The sequence below is a fragment of the Burkholderia sp. 9775_39 genome, assembly GCF_015712225.1.
GTDB classification, from domain to species: Bacteria; Pseudomonadota; Gammaproteobacteria; order Burkholderiales; family Burkholderiaceae; genus Burkholderia; species Burkholderia cenocepacia.
This window is the reverse complement of record NZ_JACCQC010000001.1, coordinates 472,806-491,613: the sequence shown is the minus strand read 5'-3', so window position 1 is coordinate 491,613 and position 18,808 is coordinate 472,806. Positions and strand designations below refer to the sequence as shown.

Genomic DNA, 18,808 nt, shown 5'->3' with positions numbered 1-18,808 from the left:
CATCGCGCCCTGCATGGGCGCCACGCGCCAGCCGGACGGCGGGAAGAAATCGGCCGTCTCGAAACCGGACGCGGCTTCGCTCGCCCTCCCGCCCGTGGCCGTGCGACCCGCCGTTTCGCTTCGTCCTCCCAATCTCAAAATTACGATTGCAAATGCCTCTCATTTGCATTAAATTGCCGCGCAAATGTACTGTTTGGAACACAGATGTCGGCGCGAGGCCGCCCGCCGTGCCCGAACGCGAAACACACAAAAAGGAGGAGTATGAGCAGGAGGAACTGGGCGGCCGCACCGATGGCCATCGTCGTCGGCACGACCGGCATGGGCAGCGCCGACGCGCAGGAGACGGCGCTGCCCACCATCGAGATCTCCGCCCAACGCGCGACGGCGCCGTTTCGTACGCGCGAATCGACGAGCGCGACGCGCAGCGAGGCGGACGTGATGGAGATTCCGTTCGCGGTCAGCAGCGTCGACACGAAGCTGATCCAGACCGTGGCCGCCACGCGCGGCGACGATCTCTACGACTGGGTCGCGGGCGTCTCGCGCCAGAACAACTTCGGCGGCCTGTGGGACAACTACGCGGTGCGCGGCTTCGCCGGCGACGGCAACACGTCCGGCACCGACTACCTCGTCAACGGCTTTTCGTGGAATCGCGGCATGAGCGTGCCGCGCGACACCGTCAACCTCGAACGGATGGAAGTGCTCAAGGGGCCGGCGTCCGCGCTGTATGGCCGCGGCGATCCGGGCGGGATCATCAGCTATACGACCAAGCAGCCGCAGTTTGCCCGCGCGACCACCGTCGGCGTGTCGGCCGGCAGCTACGGCGCATTGCGGCAGACCCTCGATACGACCGGCCCCGTCACGCAATCGCTGGCGTACCGCTTCGTCGCGATGAACGAGAACAACGGCAGCTTTCGCGACACGGTGTCGAGCAAACGCTACCTGTTCTCGCCGTCGTTCACGTGGGACATCGGCGCGGACACGACGCTCCACTACGAGTTCGAAAGTGCGCGTCAGCGCGCACCGCTCGATCGCGGCGTGCTCGCGGTCAACGGGCAACTGGGCGTGATCCCCGCGTCGCGCTTTCTCGGCGAGCCGCGCGACGGCGACTACGACGTGCGCAACACGGGCCACCAGTTCACGCTCGAGCATCGCATCGATTCGGCTTGGTCGATCAATGCCGGCGTCGCGCAACGCAACACCGACCTGTCGGGGCGCTCGTCCGAGGCGTTCGCATTGCAGCCGGACGGCCGCACGCTGTGGCGCCGCTACCGGCAAGTCGCGTTTCACTCGAACGACCTGCAAGGCCGCCTCGAGACGGCCGGCTCGTTCCGCACCGGCGGCATCGGCCACACGCTCGTGATGGGCGTCGATGCGTATCGCTTCAACTACGACCAGTTCGTCACGCGCTCCACGCCGACCGCCGCCGCGCCGTATGCGATCGACATCTTCGATCCGGTCTACGGCCAGCCCGCGCCGACGCCGCGCACCGCGACCAACCTGCTCGAACGCGACGACGGCCAAGGCGTCTACGCGCAGGACACGCTCGCGTTCGGGCCGCACTGGAAAATCCTGGCCGGACTGCGCTGGGATCGCTTCCACCAGTCGATCGACAACCGCCTGAAGGGCGTGACGACGAGCCAGCTCCAGACCGCGCTGAGCCCGCGTATCGGCGTCGTGTATGAAATGAGTCCCGCGTGGTCGCTGTATGCGAACACCGCGTATTCGTTCCGGCCGAACAACGGCGCCGACGTCGGCGGCCGCGCGTTCGATCCCGAAAAGGGCCACGGCTACGAAGCGGGCGCGAAATGGGCGGGCGCGCGCTGGCTCACGACCGTCTCGGCGTTCTACGTGACCAAGCGCAACGTCCTCACCGCCGATCCGGCGAATGCGGGCTTCTCGCGCGCGGCCGGCGAAGTGCGCAGCCGCGGCGTCGAATTCGAATGGAGCGGCGATCTCGGTCACGGCTTGCGCGGGCTCGCCAACCTCGCGTACGTCGACGCCGAGGTCACGCGCGATGCCGTGCTCACGCCCGGGGCGCGCCTCGTCGACGTTCCGCGGCTGAGCGGCAGCGCGCTGCTGATGTACGAAACCACGCTGCCGTTCGCGGACAAGGCCGGCGCCGGTGCCGGCGTGATCTACGTCGGGCGCCGCGCGGGCAACACGGCCAACACACAGGACGGCTTCGAGCTGCCGGCCTACGCGACCGTGCAGCTGAACGGCTATCTTCAGGTCAACAAGCACCTGCGCGCGTCGGTCGTGCTGAACAACCTGTTCAACCGCACGACCTACGTCAGTTCGTACAACAGCCTGTGGGTCACGCCGGGCGCGCCGCGCAGCCTGTTCGCGTCGCTCGCCTACTCGTTCTAGCGCCCGTTCGCGCTACCGCGCGAGCGCGGCGACTTGCGTCGCCGTCAGCGCGCCCCTGCGGAAAACGCAGCGGGCTCCGCCGCGCCGTCCCGCTCGATGCGCTCGACGATGCGCGCCAGCCGAATGATGTCGGTCAGCGCGAAATCGGCCGCATCGGGCCGGGATCGGCCGCACGCGTCGGCCATCCGCATCGCGAACGACAGCGCTTCGGACCGCTCGTGCAGCAGCGCGCGCAGTGCATCCGCGATCACCTGCCGGTCGCGCGGATCACCGAGGCCCAGCACCGGGCCGGCATCCGGCATCGCGCGCGGCCCGGCCGCCCGCACGGAAACATCCTGCACGCGCATCGTGTTTCGTTCCATGGCCTTCCTCGTTGTCGACTCGCGACCGACCAGCGGCCCGTCACCGCCGGTTCGAGCGCGACACCACGTCGATCCACACCGCCAGCACCAGCACCGCGCCCTTGACGATCATCTGCCAGTACGCGTCGACGTCCAGCATCGACATCCCGTTGTCGAGGCTCGCCATCACGAGCGCGCCGATCAGCGCGCCGTAGACGGTGCCCGATCCGCCGCGCATCGACGTGCCGCCGATGAAGCACGCGGCGATCGCATCGAGTTCGCCCATCGTGCCGGCGGACGGCGACCCGGCCGCCAGCCGCGCCGTGTTCACGAGGCCGGCAAACGCGCACATCAATCCCATCAGCGCGAAGATCGCGAGCTTCACGCGATCGGTGTCCACGCCCGACAGCCGCGTCGCCTCCAGGTTCGATCCCACCGCATAGATGCGCCGGCCGAATACCGTCTGCGTCGCGATCCACGAGAACACGCCGAGCAACGCGAGCAGCAACAGCACCGGCACCGGAATGCCGCCGTAACGGTCGAGCGTCGCGACGAACGCGAACAGTACCGCGCCGGCGCCGACGATCTTCGCGACGTCCTGCCACAGCGGCGCGACCGCGAGCCGGTAGCGATGCCGCGTGCCGCGCTGCCGCACCACCAGCAGCGTCACGAGCGCGAACAGCAGGACCGCGAGGCCGTCCCCCGCCACGCGCGGCAGATAGCCCTGCCCGATGAACACGAAGCCGTCGGATACCGGCGCGATCGTCGAGCCGCCGGTCACGCCGAGCAGGATGCCGCGAAACGCGAGCATCCCGCCCAGCCCGACGATGAACGACGGCACGCGCCGATAGGTCGACCACCAGCCGTTGAAGAGCCCGATCAGCACGCCGAGCGCGAGCACGGCCGGGACCGTCGCCGCGACCGGCCAGTGACGGTTGACGTCGAGGATCGCGGCGACGCCGCCGAGCAGCCCGAGCAGCGAGCCGACCGACAGGTCGATCTCGCCCGCGATGATGACGAACACCATGCCGCACGCGAGCATGCCGGTGATCGACATCTGCCGCAGCAGGTTCGATACGTTGCGCGGCGTGACGAACGCGCCGTCCGTCAGCACCGAGAAGAACGCCCAGATCGCGACGACCGCGAACAGCAGCGCAAGCACCTTGTAGCGCGTGAAGACATGGCGCAATGGCAGCCGCGGCGCGCGGCCGGCGCCTGCATCCGGCGTCGCCGGGGTCGAGGAAGAAAGTTCGGAATTCATATCGCGCTCGCTGCAGTGGGTTCGGCGGGCAGGCGCGCGGGCTTCAGCGCGGCGCCGAGGATCTGTTCCTGCGTGAGGCCCTGGTTGACGAAATCGCCGCGCAGCTCGCCCTCGCCGATCACCAGCACGCGATCGGCCAGGCCGAGCACCTCCGGCAATTCCGACGACACGACGATCAGCGCGACGCCCCGCCTGGCCAGCGCGAAGATCAGCCGGTAGATCTCCGCCTTCGCGCCCACGTCGACGCCGCGGGTCGGTTCGTCGAGGATCAGCACCTGCGGCTCGGTCAGCAGCATCTTCGCGAGCACCGCCTTCTGCTGGTTGCCGCCCGACAGGCTCGCGATCGACAGGAACGGGTGCGCTGCGCGCACCGACAGCCGCTGCATCTCGGTGCGGATCGTATCGAGCTCGGCGGCCGCGTCGATCCGCCCGCGCGCTGCGAAGCGCCGCAGCACCGCGAGCGTGATGTTGTGGCCGACGCCGAGCTGCGGCACGATGCCGTGGCGCTTGCGGTCCTCCGGCACCATCGCGATGCCGGCGCGGATCGCGTCGGCCGGCGAGCGGATCGACAGCGGCCGGCCGTTCATCGTCACGCTCGCCGTGCACGCGCCCGGATACGCGCCGAAGATCGCCTGCATCAGCTCGGTGCGCCCCGCGCCGACCAGCCCGGCGACGCCGACGATCTCGCCGCGCCGCACGCTGAACGACACGTCGTCGACCCGCTTGCGGCGCGCGTTCGTCACGTCGCGGCAGGTCACGTGGCGCACGTCGAGCACGACGTCGCCGATCTCGTGCGGCTCGCGCGGATACAGGTCGCGGATCTCGCGGCCGACCATCATCGCGATGATCCGGTCGGTGCTCAGCGCGGCCATCGGCTCGGTCGCGACATGGCGGCCGTCGCGAATCACGGTGACCGTGTCGCACACGGCCGCCACCTCGTCGAGCTTGTGCGAGATGTATACGCATGCGACGCCGCGCCGCTTCAGGTCGCGCACGATGTCGAGCAGGATCTTCGTTTCGGCCGCGCTCAGCGACGACGACGGTTCGTCGAGGATCAGCAGCTTCGCGTGCTTGTTCAGCGCCTTCGCGATCTCGATCAGCTGCTGGTGGCCACCGCCGTAGTTCATCACCGGCTGCGCGACGTTGATCGTGTCGATCCGCAGTTCGTGCAGCAACGCCTCGGCGCGCCGGACCATCGCCGCGAAGTGCATGCGCCCGCCCGGCAACGTGATCTCGTTGCCGAGGAAGATGTTCTCGGCGACCGACAGCTCGGGTACGAGCATCAGCTCCTGATGGATGATCGCGATGCCCGCCCGCTCGGTGTCGCGCACGCCGGCGGCCACGAGCGGCGCGCCTTCCCAGCGGATTTCGCCGTCCCACGTGCCGTGCGGATAGACGCCCGACAGCACCTTCATCAGCGTCGACTTGCCCGCGCCGTTCTCGCCGCACAGCCCGACGCATTCGCCGGGCCGCACGGTGAGGTCGATGCCGTCGAGTGCCTTCACGCCGTCGAATGCCTTGACGATGCCGCGCATCGTCAGCAAGGGTTCCGTCATTCGTTCATGCCTCGCAGGATGCGCGCGGGCGCGCTAGTGAAGCGCCGCCCGCGCGTCGCGCCGTTACTGGCTCGCCAGCTGGGCCTGGGTATAGAAGCCGTCCTTCACGACGACGTCGACGTTGCGCTTGGTCAGCAGCGTCGGCTGCAGCAGCACCGTATCGACCTTCTTCCTGCCGTTGTCGTATTGCGCGTTGAACGCGGGCTTCGCGCCCTTCGCGAGATCGACCGCGAGCTTCGCGGCTTCGCTCGCGATCAGCTTCAACGGCTTGTAGACGGTCATCGTCTGCGTGCCGGCGATCACGCGCTTGACCGCGGCCAGATCCGCGTCCTGCCCGGATACCGGCACCTTGCCGGCCAGATGCTGCGCGGCGAGCGCCTGGATCGCGCCGCCGGCCGTGCCGTCGTTCGACGCGACGATCGCATCGATCTTGTTGTTGTTCGCGGTCAGCGCATCCTCGACGATCCGCAGCGCGGTCGATGCGCTCCATTCGGGCACCCACTGCTGGCCGACGACCTTGATGTCGCCGCGGTCGATCGCCGGCTTGAGCACCTTCAGTTGTCCTTCGCGCAGCATCTTCGCGTTGTTGTCGGTCGGCGCGCCGCCCAGCAGGAAATAGTTGCCCTTCGGCTTCGCATCGAAGACGCCCTGCGCCTGCAGCTCGCCGACCTTCTCGTTGTCGAACGAGATGTACGCGTCGACGTCCGCATCGAGAATCAGGCGGTCGTACGACACGACCTTGATGCCGGCCTTCCGCGCCTCGGCGACGACGTTGCCGAGCGTCTTCGAGTTGAACGGCACGATCACGATCACGTCGACGCCGCGCGAGATCAGGTTCTCGATCTGCGAAATCTGCCGCGCCTCGCTCGCATCGGCGGACTGCACGGACACCTTCGCGCCGAGCTTCGTCGCGGCCGCGACGAAATAGTCGCGATCGCGCGACCAGCGCTCGACGCGCAGGTCGTCGATGCAAAAACCGATCTCGGGCTTGTCCTTGCTCGCATGGGCGAGCGGCGTGCCCAGCGCGAGGATCGCGAGCGCGGCGGCGCCGGCCAGCGAACTCAATACGGTACGACGCGTTACGGATTTCATGTCTCCAAACTCCTTGTTATGGAACCACCTCACGAACGCCGGGCGGCAGCCGACATGCGCCGCCCGCATCGAGTCACTGCAAAGCCCGGCAGCGCGACCGTTGCCGGCCACCTGCGCGGCATCGCGTCAGCGCAACCCGTAGATCGCCTGGTTCACGATGTTCTCGAGCCGCTCCTGCGCGCCGCTCGCATGTTGCGGGTCCACGCCGCGCGCGAGCGCGTCGGCCGCGAGCGACTCCAGCGTATAGCCGCCCGCCAGGATCTTGCGGCCGAACGCGTCGTCCCATTGCGCATAGCGCTGCCGGCGCAACGCGTCGAGCCGGTCGTTCTCGACCAGCACCGCCGCGCGTTCGAGCGCGAGCGCGAGCACGTCGATCGCGCCGACGTGGCCGTAGAACAGGTCTTCCGGATCGATGCTCTGGCGGCGCACCTTCGCGTCGAAGTTCATCCCGCCGGTCGTGAAACCGCCGTGACGCAGGATCTCGTAGAACGCGAGCGTCAGTTCCTCGACGCTGTTCGGGAACTGGTCGGTGTCCCAGCCGTTCTGCGGGTCGCCGCGGTTCGCGTCGACGCTGCCGAACACGCCGAGCGCGAACGCGTTCGCGATCTCGTGATGGAACGAGTGACCGGCGAGCGTCGCGTGGTTCGCCTCGATGTTCACGCGAATCTCGTTCTGCAGTCCGTACTGCACGAGAAAGCCGTGCACGGTCGCGACGTCGTAGTCGTACTGGTGCTTGGTCGGCTCCTGCGGCTTCGGCTCGATCAGCAGCGCGCCCTTGAAGCCGATCCGGTGCTTGTGCTCGACGACCATCGACAGGAAGCGGGCGAACTGGTCGCGCTCGCGCTTCAGGTCGGTATTGAGCAGCGTCTCGTATCCTTCCCGCCCGCCCCACAGCACGTAGTTTTCGCCGCCGAGGCGATGGGTCGCGTCGAGTGCATGGCATACCTGGGTCGCGGCCCACGCGAACACGTCGGGGTTCGGGTTCGTCGCGGCGCCGGCCGCGAAGCGCGGATGCGAGAACAGGTTCGCGGTGCCCCACAGCAGCCGCACGCCGCTTGCCTGCTGGCGCTCGCCGAGATAGTCGACCATCCGCGCGAAGTTGGCCGCGTATTCGCGCAGGCTGTCGCCTTCCGGCGCGACGTCGGTGTCGTGGAACGTATAGAACGGCGTACCGAGCTTCGTGAAGAATTCGAACGCCGCATCCGCCTTCATCCGCGCCCGCTCGAGCGCATCGCCCGGCTGCTGCCACGGCCGCCGGAACGCGGCCTGCCCGAAGATGTCGTGACCGGGCCACACGAACGTGTGCCAGTAGCAGACCGCGATCCGCAGATGCTCGGCGAGCGTCTTGCCCAGCACGCGCTTGTCGGGGTCGTAATGGTGATACGCGAGCGGGTTGTCCGACTGCGGGCCTTCGTAGCGAATCGCGGGAATATGTTCGAAATACGACATGGCGTCTCCGTGCGGGTTCTTGTTGCAGTGCAACGCGCGTCGCGGCGACGCGCGCGGCCGAATTCGGTTGGCTGGATCGTGCCCGCGCGCCTGCCGGCCGGCAATTGCGAAATTGCGCAGCCCGCTTGATGTTTCTTGCCAGCGGCGCTCGTACGGTACGCATTCCGTCCTACAATCGCCGTCACCAGACCACCGCGCGCCGCCTCCGCGAGCGCGCCCCGGAGACAACGGCACGGCGCCCCCGACGCGCTCGCCCGACACCGAGATGACACGCGCCCCTTCCGCCCAGACACCGCACCGCATCGCGCTGCTGTTCAACGCGAACAAGGTCTACGACCGCGAGATCATCAGCGGCATCGGCCAGTACCTGCACACGACGCGCGTCGTGTGGGACCTGTTCCTCGAAGACGACTTCCGCTGCCGGCTCACCGGGATCGAGCGCTTCGACGGCGACGGCATCATCGCCGACTTCGACGACCCGGCCGTGGCCGACGCGCTCGCCGGCTCGCCGCTGCCGATCGTCGCGATCGGATCGTCGTACGAGGACCCGACGCAGTACCCGGATGGCGTCCCATATATTGCGACGGACAACCCGAAGCTCGTGTCGCTCGCGTACACGCACCTGATCGGCGCCGGGCTCGCGCATTTCGCGATGTACAGCCTGCCGGTCGCGCAGGAGAACCGCTGGGCGCAGCAGCGCGAGCTGGCGTTCGACCGGCTCGCGCGCGCGGACGGGCTCGACGCGCCGATCTACCGCGGGCTGTCGACCAGCGCGTCGGGCTGGAATCACGCGATCGAGCAACTGATCGGCTGGCTGCATGCGCTGCCGAAGCCCGTCGGCGTGATCGCGGTGACCGATGCGCGCGCGCGGCACCTGCTGCAGGCGTGCCTGATCGCCGGCCTCGCGGTGCCGGAACAGGTCGCGATCATCGGCATCGACAACGATCCGCTCACGCGCACGCTGACGCGCATTCCGCTGTCGTCGGTGATCCAGGGCACCGAGGAAATGGGCCGCACCGCCGCGCACCTGCTGCACCGGATGCTGCGCGGCGCGCGCTTTCCCGGGCAGCGCATTCTCGTGCCGCCGGTCGGCATCAACGTGCTCGAATCGACGCGCCACCAGCCGCTGGCGAGCCCGCACGTGATGCGTGCGCGGCATTTCATCCGCCAGTACGCGTGCCAGGGGATCAAGACCGAACAGGTCGCCGACTATGTCGGCGTGTCGCGCTCGCTGCTCGAGGAGCACTTCCGGCGCGAACTGCAGCGCACCGTGCACCAGGAGATCCTGCGCCACAAGCTCGAAGCCGCGCAGGCGCTGCTTGCCGGCCGGCAGGCCAGCAGCGCCGAAGTCGCGATCCGTTGCGGGTTCACGTCGCTTCAGTACATGTATGCGGTGTTCAGGCGCGAACTCGGCTGCACGCCGCGCGAATATCAGGAACGCGCGGCCGCCACGCCCTGACGCCCGCCGCCCATCCGACCTCCACTCATGCATATCGATACCGATTCCTCCTACCTGACACGCGGCGTCGCACGCGTGCACGCCGAGCCGTGGGGCACGTTGCCCGACGGCGAGCCGGTGCGGCGCTATACGCTGCGCAACGCGCACGGGATGCGTGTCGTCGTCAGCGACCTCGGCGCGACCGTCGTGTCGTGGCTCGCGCCCGATCGCACGGGACGCTTCGCCGATATCGTGCTCGCGCACGACACGCCGGCCGAGTACCTCGAATCCGGCGTCTACCTCGGCGCGACGATCGGCCGATGGGCAAACCGGATCGCCGGCGCCCGCTTCACGCTCGACGGCGTCGACTACCTGCTCGACCGCAACGAGAACGGCAACCTGCTGCATGGCGGCGCGAACGGGTTTCATCGCGCGCGGTGGGACGTGATCGACGACGGCGGCGGCCTGACGCTGCGGCTCGATTCGCCGGAAGGCGATGCGGGATTCCCCGGCAACGTGAGCGTCCAGGTGCGCTACACGCTCGACGACGACGGCACGCTGACGATCGACTATGCGGGGTGGACCGATGCGCCGACCCCGCTGAACCTGACGAATCACAGCTACTTCAACCTGAACGGACGCGCGGGCAGCGACGTGCGCGGCCATCTGCTGCACATCGACGCCGACGCGTTCCTCGAAGTGGACGACGCGCTGATCCCGACCGGCACGGCCGACGTGACGGGCACGGCGTTCGATTTCCGGCACAGCGCGCCGCTCGGCGCGCGCCTCGACTGGCCGCATGCGCAACTCGCGCGGGCGCGCGGCTTCGATCATTGCTTCGTCGTCGGCAACGGCGCGCGCGAAGTCCGGCCCGTCGCACGCGTCTACGATCCGGAAAGCGGCCGCGAGTTGATCGTGTCGACCGATCAGCGCGGCCTGCAGCTCTATACGGGCAACTATCTCGACGGCGTGCGCGTGAGCGGCGGCACGCGGTGCGTGCCACACGCGGCGCTGTGCGTCGAGGCGGGCGGGTTTCCGGATCAGGTGAACATGGACGGCCTGCGCGACGACGTGATCGTGCGGCCGGGCGACGTCTATCGGCAGACCACGCGGTATCGGGTCGCGGTTCACGCATAGCGCGGGCGGGTAGGCGGGCGGCGTCGATACCGGCGGCCGCGCCGGCATCGACCGTCGCCGCGTGATCCGGCTTTCGTCGTGCAGATTCAGGCAAGCGCGCATCTGCTGCGCGCCTGCTATTCAACTTGCCTGCGCAACCAGTTCGGCATGAATCCGCTCGACGTCGTCGCGCGTGCACAGCGCCGTTCCGGGACGTTCGACCGACGCCGCCGATGCCGCCAGCGCATAGCGGCACGCATCGTCGAACGGCACGCCGCGCGCCAGTGCCCACACCATGCCGCCGACGAAGCTGTCGCCGGCGCCGACCGTGCTGCATACCGCTGCCGGCCTGCCGGGCAGGCGCAGCGTGCAATCGCGCGTGACGACCCATGCGCCGCGGGCGCCGAGCGTCAACGCGACGATGTCGGCGTGGCCGCGCGCCACGAGTTCGCTCGCCTTCCGGCATGCCGACGTGTCGTCGAGCGGCTCGCCGGCCAGCGCGCTCAGTTCGCCGATACTGGGCTTGACGAGATGGACGCCGGCCTCGAGCGCCGCCTGCAGCGCCCGGCCCGCCGCGTCGACGACCACTCGGCTGCCCGTTGCCTTCGCCGCGCGCGCGAGCGTCGCGTAGAGATCGTCGGGCGCGCCGGGCGGCAGGCTTCCGCTCAGGACGAGATAGCGCGGCGCCGGTTGCATCGCGTCGATGCGCGCCGCGCAGGCGCGCCACTCCGCCCCCGTGACCAGCGGCCCCGGCATCAGGAAACGGTATTCACGCCCGGTCGCGGTCTCGGTCACGCACACATTCTCGCGGGTCTCGCCGGCGATCCGGATGCGCTCGCTCGGCAGATGCTCGGCTTCGAGCAGCCGCGTCAGAACGTCGCCGGTCGGCCCGCCGGCCAGGTACAGCGCGACGCAATCGCCGCCGAGCCGGTGAACGGCCCGGGCGACGTTGATCCCGCCGCCGCCGGGGTCGCGCCGCGGCCGCGCGCAGCGCAGCTTGTGCGTGTCGACGATGCGCTCGACCGACGTCGCGACATCGACGGCGGGATTCAATGTGACGGTAACGATGTCGGTCATGGTTCGTGGCTCTCGGTCGATGGCTGGACGCCCCGCCGGCTTCTCGCGACGGACGCAGGCGCGGCGATGCCCGACAACCGATGCATGCCGGCCGTGGCTCCACCTTACGTTCGATGCCGGCCATCGCGTTGACCGCCGTCAAGCCTCGCCGCGGACGCGTCCGCTTGCGCTCGATCGACGACGCGTCCGGGCGGACGCCTACAGTGAGTCATTCATCGTTGCCGAGCCCCGCCATGGACGAGCAGCGACCTTGCACCGCCGTGTTCGCCGAACGCTATGCGAGGCCCGGCCCTGCGCTCGTTCGTTCAGGCGGAGGCGTCCGTGGTCGTTTCCGTGTCGGCCTGCGTGGGCCGGCGCGCGTCGCCGGTATCGTCGGCGGGCGTGATGAGCGCCATCAGCCTGTCGTGATCGATCGATTCGTGCTGCAGCAGGGTGCGCGCGATCCGCTCCAGCGCATCGCGATGCCCGCCGAGCGTGGCCGCGACCCGCGCGTGCGCATCGTCGAGCAGCGCGCGCACCTCTTCGTCGATCAGCTGCGCGGTGTGCTCGCTGCAATGGCCGTCGCCCGGCGTCCACACGGCCGGCGCGCCGCCCTGCGAGACCGCATCGTCGAGCGTCATCAGCCCGATCCGGTCGCTCATCCCGTACTGCATGACCATGTGCCGCGCGAGCGCGGTCGCGCGTTCGAGATCGTTCTGCGCGCCGGTCGATACGTCGCCGAACGCGATTTCCTCCGCCACCCGCCCGCCGAGCAGCACATCGAGCCGGTCGAGCAGTTCGCTCCGGCGCAACACGTAGCGATCCTCGGTCGGCACCTGCTGCGTATAGCCGAGCGCCGCGATCCCGCGCGGGATGATCGACACCTTCTTCACCGGATCGCAGTGCGTACGACTCTGCGCGACGAGCGCGTGGCCCGCTTCGTGGTAAGCGATGGTCCGCTTCTCCTGCTCGTTCATCACGCGGCTTTTGCGCTCCATGCCCGTCAGCGCGCGATCGATCGCCTCGTCGAAATCGGCCATCGCGATCGCCGACTTGCCGAGCTCGGCCGCATGCAGCGCGGCTTCGTTGACGACATTCGCGAGATCGGCGCCGACGAAGCCCGGCGTGCGTTGCGCCAGTTCCGCGAGGTCGACTTCCGGCGCGAGCTTCACGCGCTTCGTATGGACGGCCAGGATCTGCTTGCGGCCGGTCAGGTCCGGCCGGTCGATCGCGATGTGCCGGTCGAACCGTCCGGGGCGCAGCAGCGCGGGATCCAGGATTTCCGGCCGGTTGGTCGCGGCCATGATGATGACACCCGAATTCGCCTGGAAGCCGTCCATCTCGACCAGCAGCTGATTGAGCGTCTGTTCGCGCTCGTCGTTGCCGGACATCAGCCCGACGCCGCGCGCCTTGCCGAGCGCATCGAGTTCGTCGATGAACACGATGCAGGGCGCCTTCTGCTGCGCCTGCTCGAACAGATCGCGCACACGGGCCGCGCCCACGCCGACGAACATCTCGACGAATGCCGACCCGCTGATCGTGAAGAACGGCACGCCGGCCTCGCCGGCGACGGCGCGTGCCAGCAGCGTCTTGCCGGTGCCCGGCGCGCCGACGATCAGCACGCCCTTCGGGATCTTGCCGCCGAGCCGCTGATAGCGTTCGGGGCTGCGCAGGAACGCGACGATCTGCTGCAACTCGGCCTTCGCCTCGTCGATCCCCGCGATGTCGTCGAACGTGATGCCGGTTTCCTGCTGCACATACACACGCGCCTGGCTCTTGCCCATGCCGCTCAGGTCCCTCATCCCGCCCGGCCGCCGCATCATGAAGTTCCAGGCCAGCACGAGGACGATCATCGGCAGCAGCCACGTCGCGAGCATCGCGATCCAGCCCGAATCCGGCACGCCGCGATAGCGGATGCCGGCGGCCGTCAGCGCGGCGACCAGATGATCGTCGCCGACGCGGTTCGTCGTGAAGCGCCACGGCGGTCCTGCCTTCTTGACGGCGACCGCGTCGGACGCCGGCAGCATCGCGCCGGCTCCCGGCATGCGCAGCGCGCCCGAGATCGACGACTGACCGATGTCGAGCTCGTCGACGAGCCGCGCGTCGACCAGCCGATGAAAATCGCTGTACGAAATCGATGTCGTCGCCGGCTGGGCCGACAGCAATTGATAGGCGACCAGGACCGCGAACGCGATCGGGATCATCAACCCGGAGTAGTCGAATGCTTTTTTCATCACGTCGAGGCTGTGCGCCGGACCCGCGACCGCTCAGGCCGCGTCACGGGTCCAGTTCGCGCGCAGCATGTCCTCGCTGTCGCGATAGTTGAATGCCAGCGCGCCGTGATGCGCATGCAGCAGCGCGTCGCCCATGCGCCTCACCATGTGCACGCCGGTGGTGCGAATCACGAGTGCGTCGCCGGATTGCTCGATCTCCATGATGCGTTCGAGCGCGTGTTCGCTCGTCTCCAGATCGGCTTGCCGCTCCAGCAGTTCGAGAATCGCCGAGCGATGCCGGCGCACGTATTCGCCGCGCAATACCAGTTCGCCCGCCGGCGCGTTTTCCCGCATGCGCTTGCAGGCCGGGCATTCGAGTTGCCGCCGGTCGAGCGGCGTCGCGTACCAGGTCCAGCGGCCGGCGTCGCAGACGGCGCCGCATCCTTCGCAGATCCGGTCGCCCGCCGGCCGCTTCGGATCGCGATAACTGTCCTTCGTATGCGGCTGCATGCGCTTGTCGCGGCGCAAATAATTGCGGCCGGGGCCGGAATGCGAACGATTCATGGCTAATTCTCCGTGGTGATCGGCGGTACGGGCGCGACGCTTATGCAACGATCAGCCGGTCGACGACCTCGCGCACGCCCCTGACCGACGCCGCCGCGCCGCACGCGGCACGCCTTTCCGCCAGCGACGCAACCGTGCCCGTCAGCGTGACGATGCCGTCGTCCGCATCGATCGCGATCCCGGCGGATTCTCGCTGTGCACGACGGGCCAGCGCTTCGGCGATCCGCGTGCCGACGTCGGGCACCGTCTGGTCGGCCCGCACCCGAATGCGGTTCGCGACGCCGACGACGCCCTTCATCCGGCTCACCATCTTTTCCGCTGCACGGCTCTGGAACGCATGCTCGACGTCGCCGTCGAGCGTCACGCAGCCGTGATCGACTTCGACGCGAATCGGGTGATCGCGCAATGCCTCCTGCCAGCCGAGCGCGAACGTGATCGCGATCGCCAGTTCGTGGTCGGCACAGGCATCCTCCGGCGGCTCGACGTTCAGTTCGAGCACCAGCGCGCGCGCATCCGCGACGTGCAGCGCGGTTTTCTGCGCTTCGAGCTTCTGCGCCCAGCTGTCGACCGTGCCGCGCAGCGTCACGATCCGGTCGCGTACGTCGACGTCGATCCGGCGCGAATCGATCGCCGGATTCCAGAACAGCGCCTGCTCGACATCCTGCTTGAGTGCTGCATCGGACTTCATGTCGGTCTCCCGTCCCGGCGCGTGCCGATCGCGAAGCGTGCGACCGGACGTGCGCCGTACCGGATTCAGCATCGCGCATGGCGGCGCCGGCGGCTTGACGAGGATCAAGCAACCGCGGGCTTGCGGCAACGGCGACCCGGTGCGCCACCGGCCGATTCGTCCGTTGATGCAGATCAACGGGCCGCAGGAGCGCGACTCGATCATGGCGACAGACACCGCGAACGACGCGACGACGCGAACATGTCGCGGCGAGATGACCGAGCCGCTTCCCGGGAGACCGTCATGAACCGAAAGCAGTACCGCGTCGCACTCGCGACGCTGAGCGTATTCATCGCGCTGGCGTCGCTGGCCGGCATCGTGCATGGGATGCTGTTCGACGAGCAGGTATTCAGGTATTCGATCGTCACGTTGATCCTGAGCATCCTGTCGTTCGTCGTGCTGCTGAATCTCGCGCCGGGCGACCGCCCGTAAATCGACCATCGGCTGGACGATCGGCCCTATGCCTGTCAAGCGAGGCTTCACTCGAAACGCATGACGGCCGCAGTGACGCAGATCAAGGGGGCGCGCGGCAATCGTCGGATATAAGTGAACCCGAAGCGGCGTCGCCATGGGGCGGCGCCATCCCGCGATCCCGCTCCCATTCCCGTATCCGATGACGCATCCCATGCTTGGCAAGACTACTTCGTCGACGGACGTCTGCGCGCGTTGATCGGGCAGGCGCTCGCCAACAATCGAGATCTACGCGCAGCGGTCGCACGCTGACCCCGTGCGAAAGGACGAACGCTGGCCGCCCCACGGGAGAACGTCATGATTCGCCATTCGTACCGGACCGCGCTCGCCACGCTGGGCGTGTTCATCGCACTCGCGTCGCTGCTGGGGGTCGTGCACGCGATGCTGGTCGACGCGCACGTGCTGCCGTACGCGATCGTCACGCTGGTGTCGGGCATCGTCGCGTTCGTCTCGCAGCTCGATCCCGCTTCGAAAGAGCGATAGCGAAACAGCCCGACGCGCCGCATTCGATCTCATCGCTTGATGCGGGAATCCCTGATTTCCGTCAATCGCCACCGGACGGTTCGCGATGTAATCGACGCACTGAACCCCTCGACTTTCACGGAGGCGAGCGATGAAACTGACTTTTCTCGGTGCGACCGAAACCGTGACCGGTTCGAAGTATCTGGTCGAGCACGGCGGCCGGCGCGTACTGGTCGATTGCGGCCTGTTCCAAGGCACGAAAAACCTGCGCTTGCGCAACTGGAGCCCGCTGCCGCTCGCGCCCGACACGCTCGACGCGGTCGTGCTCACGCACGCGCATATCGACCATACCGGTTACTTGCCGGTGCTGGCGCGCGAAGGCTATCGCGGGCCCGTGTACTGCACGGCGGCCACGGCCGAACTCTGCGACATCATGCTGCGCGACAGCGCGCGGCTGCAGGAGGAAGAAGCCGACTTCGCGAACCGGCACGGCTACTCGAAGCATTATCCCGCGCAGCCGCTTTATACGCTCGACGATGCACAGCGCGCGCTGCGCCTGCTGACGCCCGTCGCCTTCGACGAATGCACGGCGCTCGGCGACGGCCTGGCGTTCCGCCTGCTGCCGGCCGGGCACATCCTCGGCGCGGCGAGCGTGGTGATGCACTGGGATCACAAGGTGCTCGCGTTCTCGGGCGACCTCGGCCGCTATCGCGACCCGATCATGCAGCCGCCGCGGCCGCCCGCCCATGCGGATTTCCTGGTCGTCGAGTCGACGTACGGCGACCGGCTGCACCCGGAATCGGACCCTGAGAACGAGCTGGCCACGTTGTTCGACACGACCTTCGCGCGCGGCGGGGTGGTCGTGATGCCCTGCTTCACCGTCGGCCGCGCGCAGGAGATCCTGCACTACATCGCGCGACTGAAGGCGTCCGGCCGCATGGCGCGCGTCCCCGTGTTCCTCGACAGCCCGATGGCGACGGACGTGACTGAAATCTATCGCCACCATATCCTCGAGCACCGGCTGACGCTTTCCGAAGCAAACGCGCTCGGCCACGCGGCGACGATGATCCGGACGGTCGAGCAGTCGAAGGCGATTGCGGAACACCACGGCCCGATGGTCATCATCGCCGGAAGCGGCATGGCCACGGGCGGCCGCGTGCTCCATCACCTGAGCCGTTACGCGCCCGACGCGCGCAACACGATCGCGCTGGTCGGCTATCAGGCGGCCGGTACACGCGGCGCGGCGCTGGCCGCGCACGAACCGACCGTCAAGATTCACGGCGAATACGTGCGCGTGCGCGCGCAGGTCGAGTCGATCGCCGCGCTGTCCGCGCATGCCGACTACGAGGAGATTCTCCGGTGGCTCGGCACGATGCAGCCCGCGCCCGCACGGACCTTCATCACGCATGGCGAACCTGCATCGGCGGACGCACTGCGGCGGCGTATTTCGGAGCGATTGCACTGGCCGTGCGAAGTCCCGACCTACGCGCAGACCGTCGATCTCGACGCAGTCGAATCGGACGATGCGCGCGAGCCGGCTGCCGTTTCGTCCTGACCACGGCGCCGGCGAAACACCGGTAGGCACCGGCCCGGCGCGGCGCGGCGGGAACCGAACGACGTTGCGTACCGGCCTCCGTCACACGCCACCGGCCCGTCAACCGACTTCGATGATGACCTTCAGCGCATGGGTTTGCGCGGCGCGGCCGAACGTGTCGTACGCACGCTCGACGTCGTCGAGCGAAAACCGGTGGGTGATCAGCCGTGTCGGATCGAGACGCCCGGCGCGCACGGTCTTCAGCAGCATCGGCGTGCTGACCGTGTCGACGAGCCGCGTCGTGATCGAGATGTTGCGATCCCACAGCTTCTCGAGATGCAGGTCGGCCTTCACGCCGTGCACGCCGACGTTCGCGACGACACCGCCCGGCGCCACGAGCGCCGTGCACATCTCGAACGTCGCCGGAATGCCGACCGCCTCGATCGCGCAATCGACGCCGATGCCGTCGGTCAGCTTCATCACTTCCGCGACCGGATCGCCGGTGCGGCCGTCGATGCAATCGGTCGCGCCGAAGCGACGCGCGATCTCGAGCCGGTTGCTGTCCGGGTCGATCATGATGATCCGCGCGGGCGAGTAGAACTGCGCGGTCAGCAACGCGGCCAGCCCGATCGGACCCGCGCCGACGATCGCGACCGAGCACCCCGGCTGCACCTTGCCGTTCAGCACCCCGCATTCGAACCCGGTCGGCAGGATATCGGACAGCATCACGAGCGCGTCCTCGTCGGCGCCGGACGGAATCCGGTAGAGGCTCGTCGCCGCATGCGGGATACGCACGTACTCGGCCTGCGTGCCGTCGATGCGATGACCGAGAATCCAGCCGCCGGTCGTGCAGTGCGAATAGAGTCCGCGGCGGCAGTATTCGCAGCGGCCGCACGACGAGATGCACGAAATGAGTACGTGATCGCCCGGCTTCAGCGAATCGACCGCGGTGCCGACCTGCTCGACGATGCCGACGCCCTCGTGGCCGAGAATGCGGCCGGGCTCGCAGGTCGGTACGTCGCCCTTGAGGATGTGCAGATCGGTGCCGCAGATCGTCGTGCGCGTCACGCGGACGATAGCGTCGGTGGGCGACTGCAGTTCCGGCCTGGGCCGTTCCTCGAGCGCCTTGCGCCCCGGCCCGTGGTAGACGAGTGCTTTCAT

At 68.3% G+C, this 18,808-nt stretch carries 17 protein-coding genes; 7 read left to right on the top strand and 10 right to left on the bottom strand.

Annotated features, from left to right (window positions below; genetic code table 11):
• Positions 1 to 261: 261 nt before the first annotated feature.
• Positions 262 to 2,367, top strand: a complete 2,106-nt coding sequence (locus tag H0X90_RS02090; protein WP_077189000.1) for a TonB-dependent siderophore receptor — start codon at positions 262 to 264, stop codon at positions 2,365 to 2,367.
• Between the two features lie 44 nt (positions 2,368 to 2,411).
• On the opposite strand, the gene H0X90_RS02085 is transcribed toward H0X90_RS02090, so the two are convergent.
• From H0X90_RS02085 to xylA, 5 genes are all read right to left on the bottom strand, one after another.
• Positions 2,412 to 2,729, bottom strand: a complete 318-nt coding sequence (locus tag H0X90_RS02085) for a hypothetical protein (protein ID WP_006483278.1) — start codon at positions 2,727 to 2,729, stop codon at positions 2,412 to 2,414.
• A gap of 40 nt (positions 2,730 to 2,769) precedes the next feature.
• Positions 2,770 to 3,969, bottom strand: coding sequence for a sugar ABC transporter permease (locus H0X90_RS02080; RefSeq protein ID WP_034203492.1), 1,200 nt, complete (start codon positions 3,967 to 3,969; stop codon positions 2,770 to 2,772).
• Positions 3,966 to 5,525 (bottom strand): D-xylose ABC transporter ATP-binding protein, encoded by a 1,560-nt coding sequence (gene xylG / locus H0X90_RS02075; RefSeq protein WP_077188998.1) that lies wholly within the window; start codon positions 5,523 to 5,525, stop codon positions 3,966 to 3,968. The genes H0X90_RS02080 and xylG overlap by 4 nt, the downstream gene beginning before the upstream one ends.
• Before the next feature lie 63 nt (positions 5,526 to 5,588).
• Complete coding sequence (gene xylF, locus H0X90_RS02070; protein ID WP_006483304.1) at positions 5,589 to 6,617, bottom strand: D-xylose ABC transporter substrate-binding protein; 1,029 nt, start codon at positions 6,615 to 6,617, stop codon at positions 5,589 to 5,591.
• A 126-nt stretch (positions 6,618 to 6,743) separates the two neighbouring features.
• Entirely contained in the window at positions 6,744 to 8,066 is a 1,323-nt protein-coding gene (gene xylA / locus H0X90_RS02065; protein ID WP_006483287.1) for a xylose isomerase, read from the bottom strand.
• A 265-nt stretch (positions 8,067 to 8,331) separates the two neighbouring features.
• On the opposite strand from xylA, the gene H0X90_RS02060 reads away from it, so the two are divergent.
• Together H0X90_RS02060 and H0X90_RS02055 are read left to right on the top strand one after the other, a co-directional pair.
• Entirely contained in the window at positions 8,332 to 9,525 is a 1,194-nt protein-coding gene (locus H0X90_RS02060) for a DNA-binding transcriptional regulator (protein WP_006483281.1), read from the top strand.
• Positions 9,526 to 9,552: 27 nt separating this feature from the next.
• The gene (locus tag H0X90_RS02055) at positions 9,553 to 10,641 is read left to right on the top strand and encodes an aldose epimerase family protein (RefSeq protein ID WP_077188997.1); all 1,089 of its coding nucleotides are present in this window, start codon (positions 9,553 to 9,555) and stop codon (positions 10,639 to 10,641) included.
• A 120-nt stretch (positions 10,642 to 10,761) separates the two neighbouring features.
• Here the strand turns inward: H0X90_RS02055 and H0X90_RS02050 are convergent, their stop codons facing one another.
• From H0X90_RS02050 to H0X90_RS02035, 4 genes are all read right to left on the bottom strand, one after another.
• Positions 10,762 to 11,697 carry a 1-phosphofructokinase family hexose kinase gene (locus H0X90_RS02050; protein ID WP_077188996.1) on the bottom strand — a complete coding sequence of 312 codons (936 nt, stop codon included), beginning with the start codon at positions 11,695 to 11,697 and terminating at the stop codon, positions 10,762 to 10,764.
• Between the two features lie 305 nt (positions 11,698 to 12,002).
• Complete coding sequence (ftsH, locus tag H0X90_RS02045) at positions 12,003 to 13,910, bottom strand: ATP-dependent zinc metalloprotease FtsH (RefSeq protein ID WP_077188995.1); 1,908 nt, start codon at positions 13,908 to 13,910, stop codon at positions 12,003 to 12,005.
• Between the two features lie 33 nt (positions 13,911 to 13,943).
• A complete protein-coding gene (locus H0X90_RS02040; protein WP_077188994.1) occupies positions 13,944 to 14,453 on the bottom strand; it encodes a BCAM0308 family protein in 510 nt (169 codons plus the stop codon).
• Between the two features lie 40 nt (positions 14,454 to 14,493).
• Positions 14,494 to 15,141 carry a BON domain-containing protein gene (locus H0X90_RS02035; protein ID WP_077189055.1) on the bottom strand — a complete coding sequence of 216 codons (648 nt, stop codon included), beginning with the start codon at positions 15,139 to 15,141 and terminating at the stop codon, positions 14,494 to 14,496.
• Between the two features lie 37 nt (positions 15,142 to 15,178).
• Between H0X90_RS02035 and H0X90_RS02030 the strand changes: the two genes are divergently transcribed.
• The 4 genes from H0X90_RS02030 to H0X90_RS02015 all read left to right on the top strand — a co-directional run bounded on the left by H0X90_RS02030 (position 15,179) and on the right by H0X90_RS02015 (position 17,668).
• The gene (locus H0X90_RS02030) at positions 15,179 to 15,427 is read left to right on the top strand and encodes a hypothetical protein (RefSeq protein ID WP_125346613.1); all 249 of its coding nucleotides are present in this window, start codon (positions 15,179 to 15,181) and stop codon (positions 15,425 to 15,427) included.
• Positions 15,424 to 15,612 carry a DUF2964 family protein gene (locus H0X90_RS02025; protein ID WP_027809169.1) on the top strand — a complete coding sequence of 63 codons (189 nt, stop codon included), beginning with the start codon at positions 15,424 to 15,426 and terminating at the stop codon, positions 15,610 to 15,612. Before H0X90_RS02030 ends, H0X90_RS02025 begins: the two co-directional genes overlap by 4 nt.
• 336 nt (positions 15,613 to 15,948) lie before the next feature.
• Positions 15,949 to 16,134, top strand: coding sequence for a DUF2964 family protein (locus H0X90_RS02020; RefSeq protein WP_027809170.1), 186 nt, complete (start codon positions 15,949 to 15,951; stop codon positions 16,132 to 16,134).
• Between the two features lie 130 nt (positions 16,135 to 16,264).
• Positions 16,265 to 17,668 carry an MBL fold metallo-hydrolase RNA specificity domain-containing protein gene (locus H0X90_RS02015; protein ID WP_077188993.1) on the top strand — a complete coding sequence of 468 codons (1,404 nt, stop codon included), beginning with the start codon at positions 16,265 to 16,267 and terminating at the stop codon, positions 17,666 to 17,668.
• A gap of 99 nt (positions 17,669 to 17,767) precedes the next feature.
• On the opposite strand, the gene H0X90_RS02010 is transcribed toward H0X90_RS02015, so the two are convergent.
• Positions 17,768 to 18,808 carry a zinc-dependent alcohol dehydrogenase family protein gene (locus H0X90_RS02010; RefSeq protein ID WP_077188992.1) on the bottom strand — a complete coding sequence of 347 codons (1,041 nt, stop codon included), beginning with the start codon at positions 18,806 to 18,808 and terminating at the stop codon, positions 17,768 to 17,770.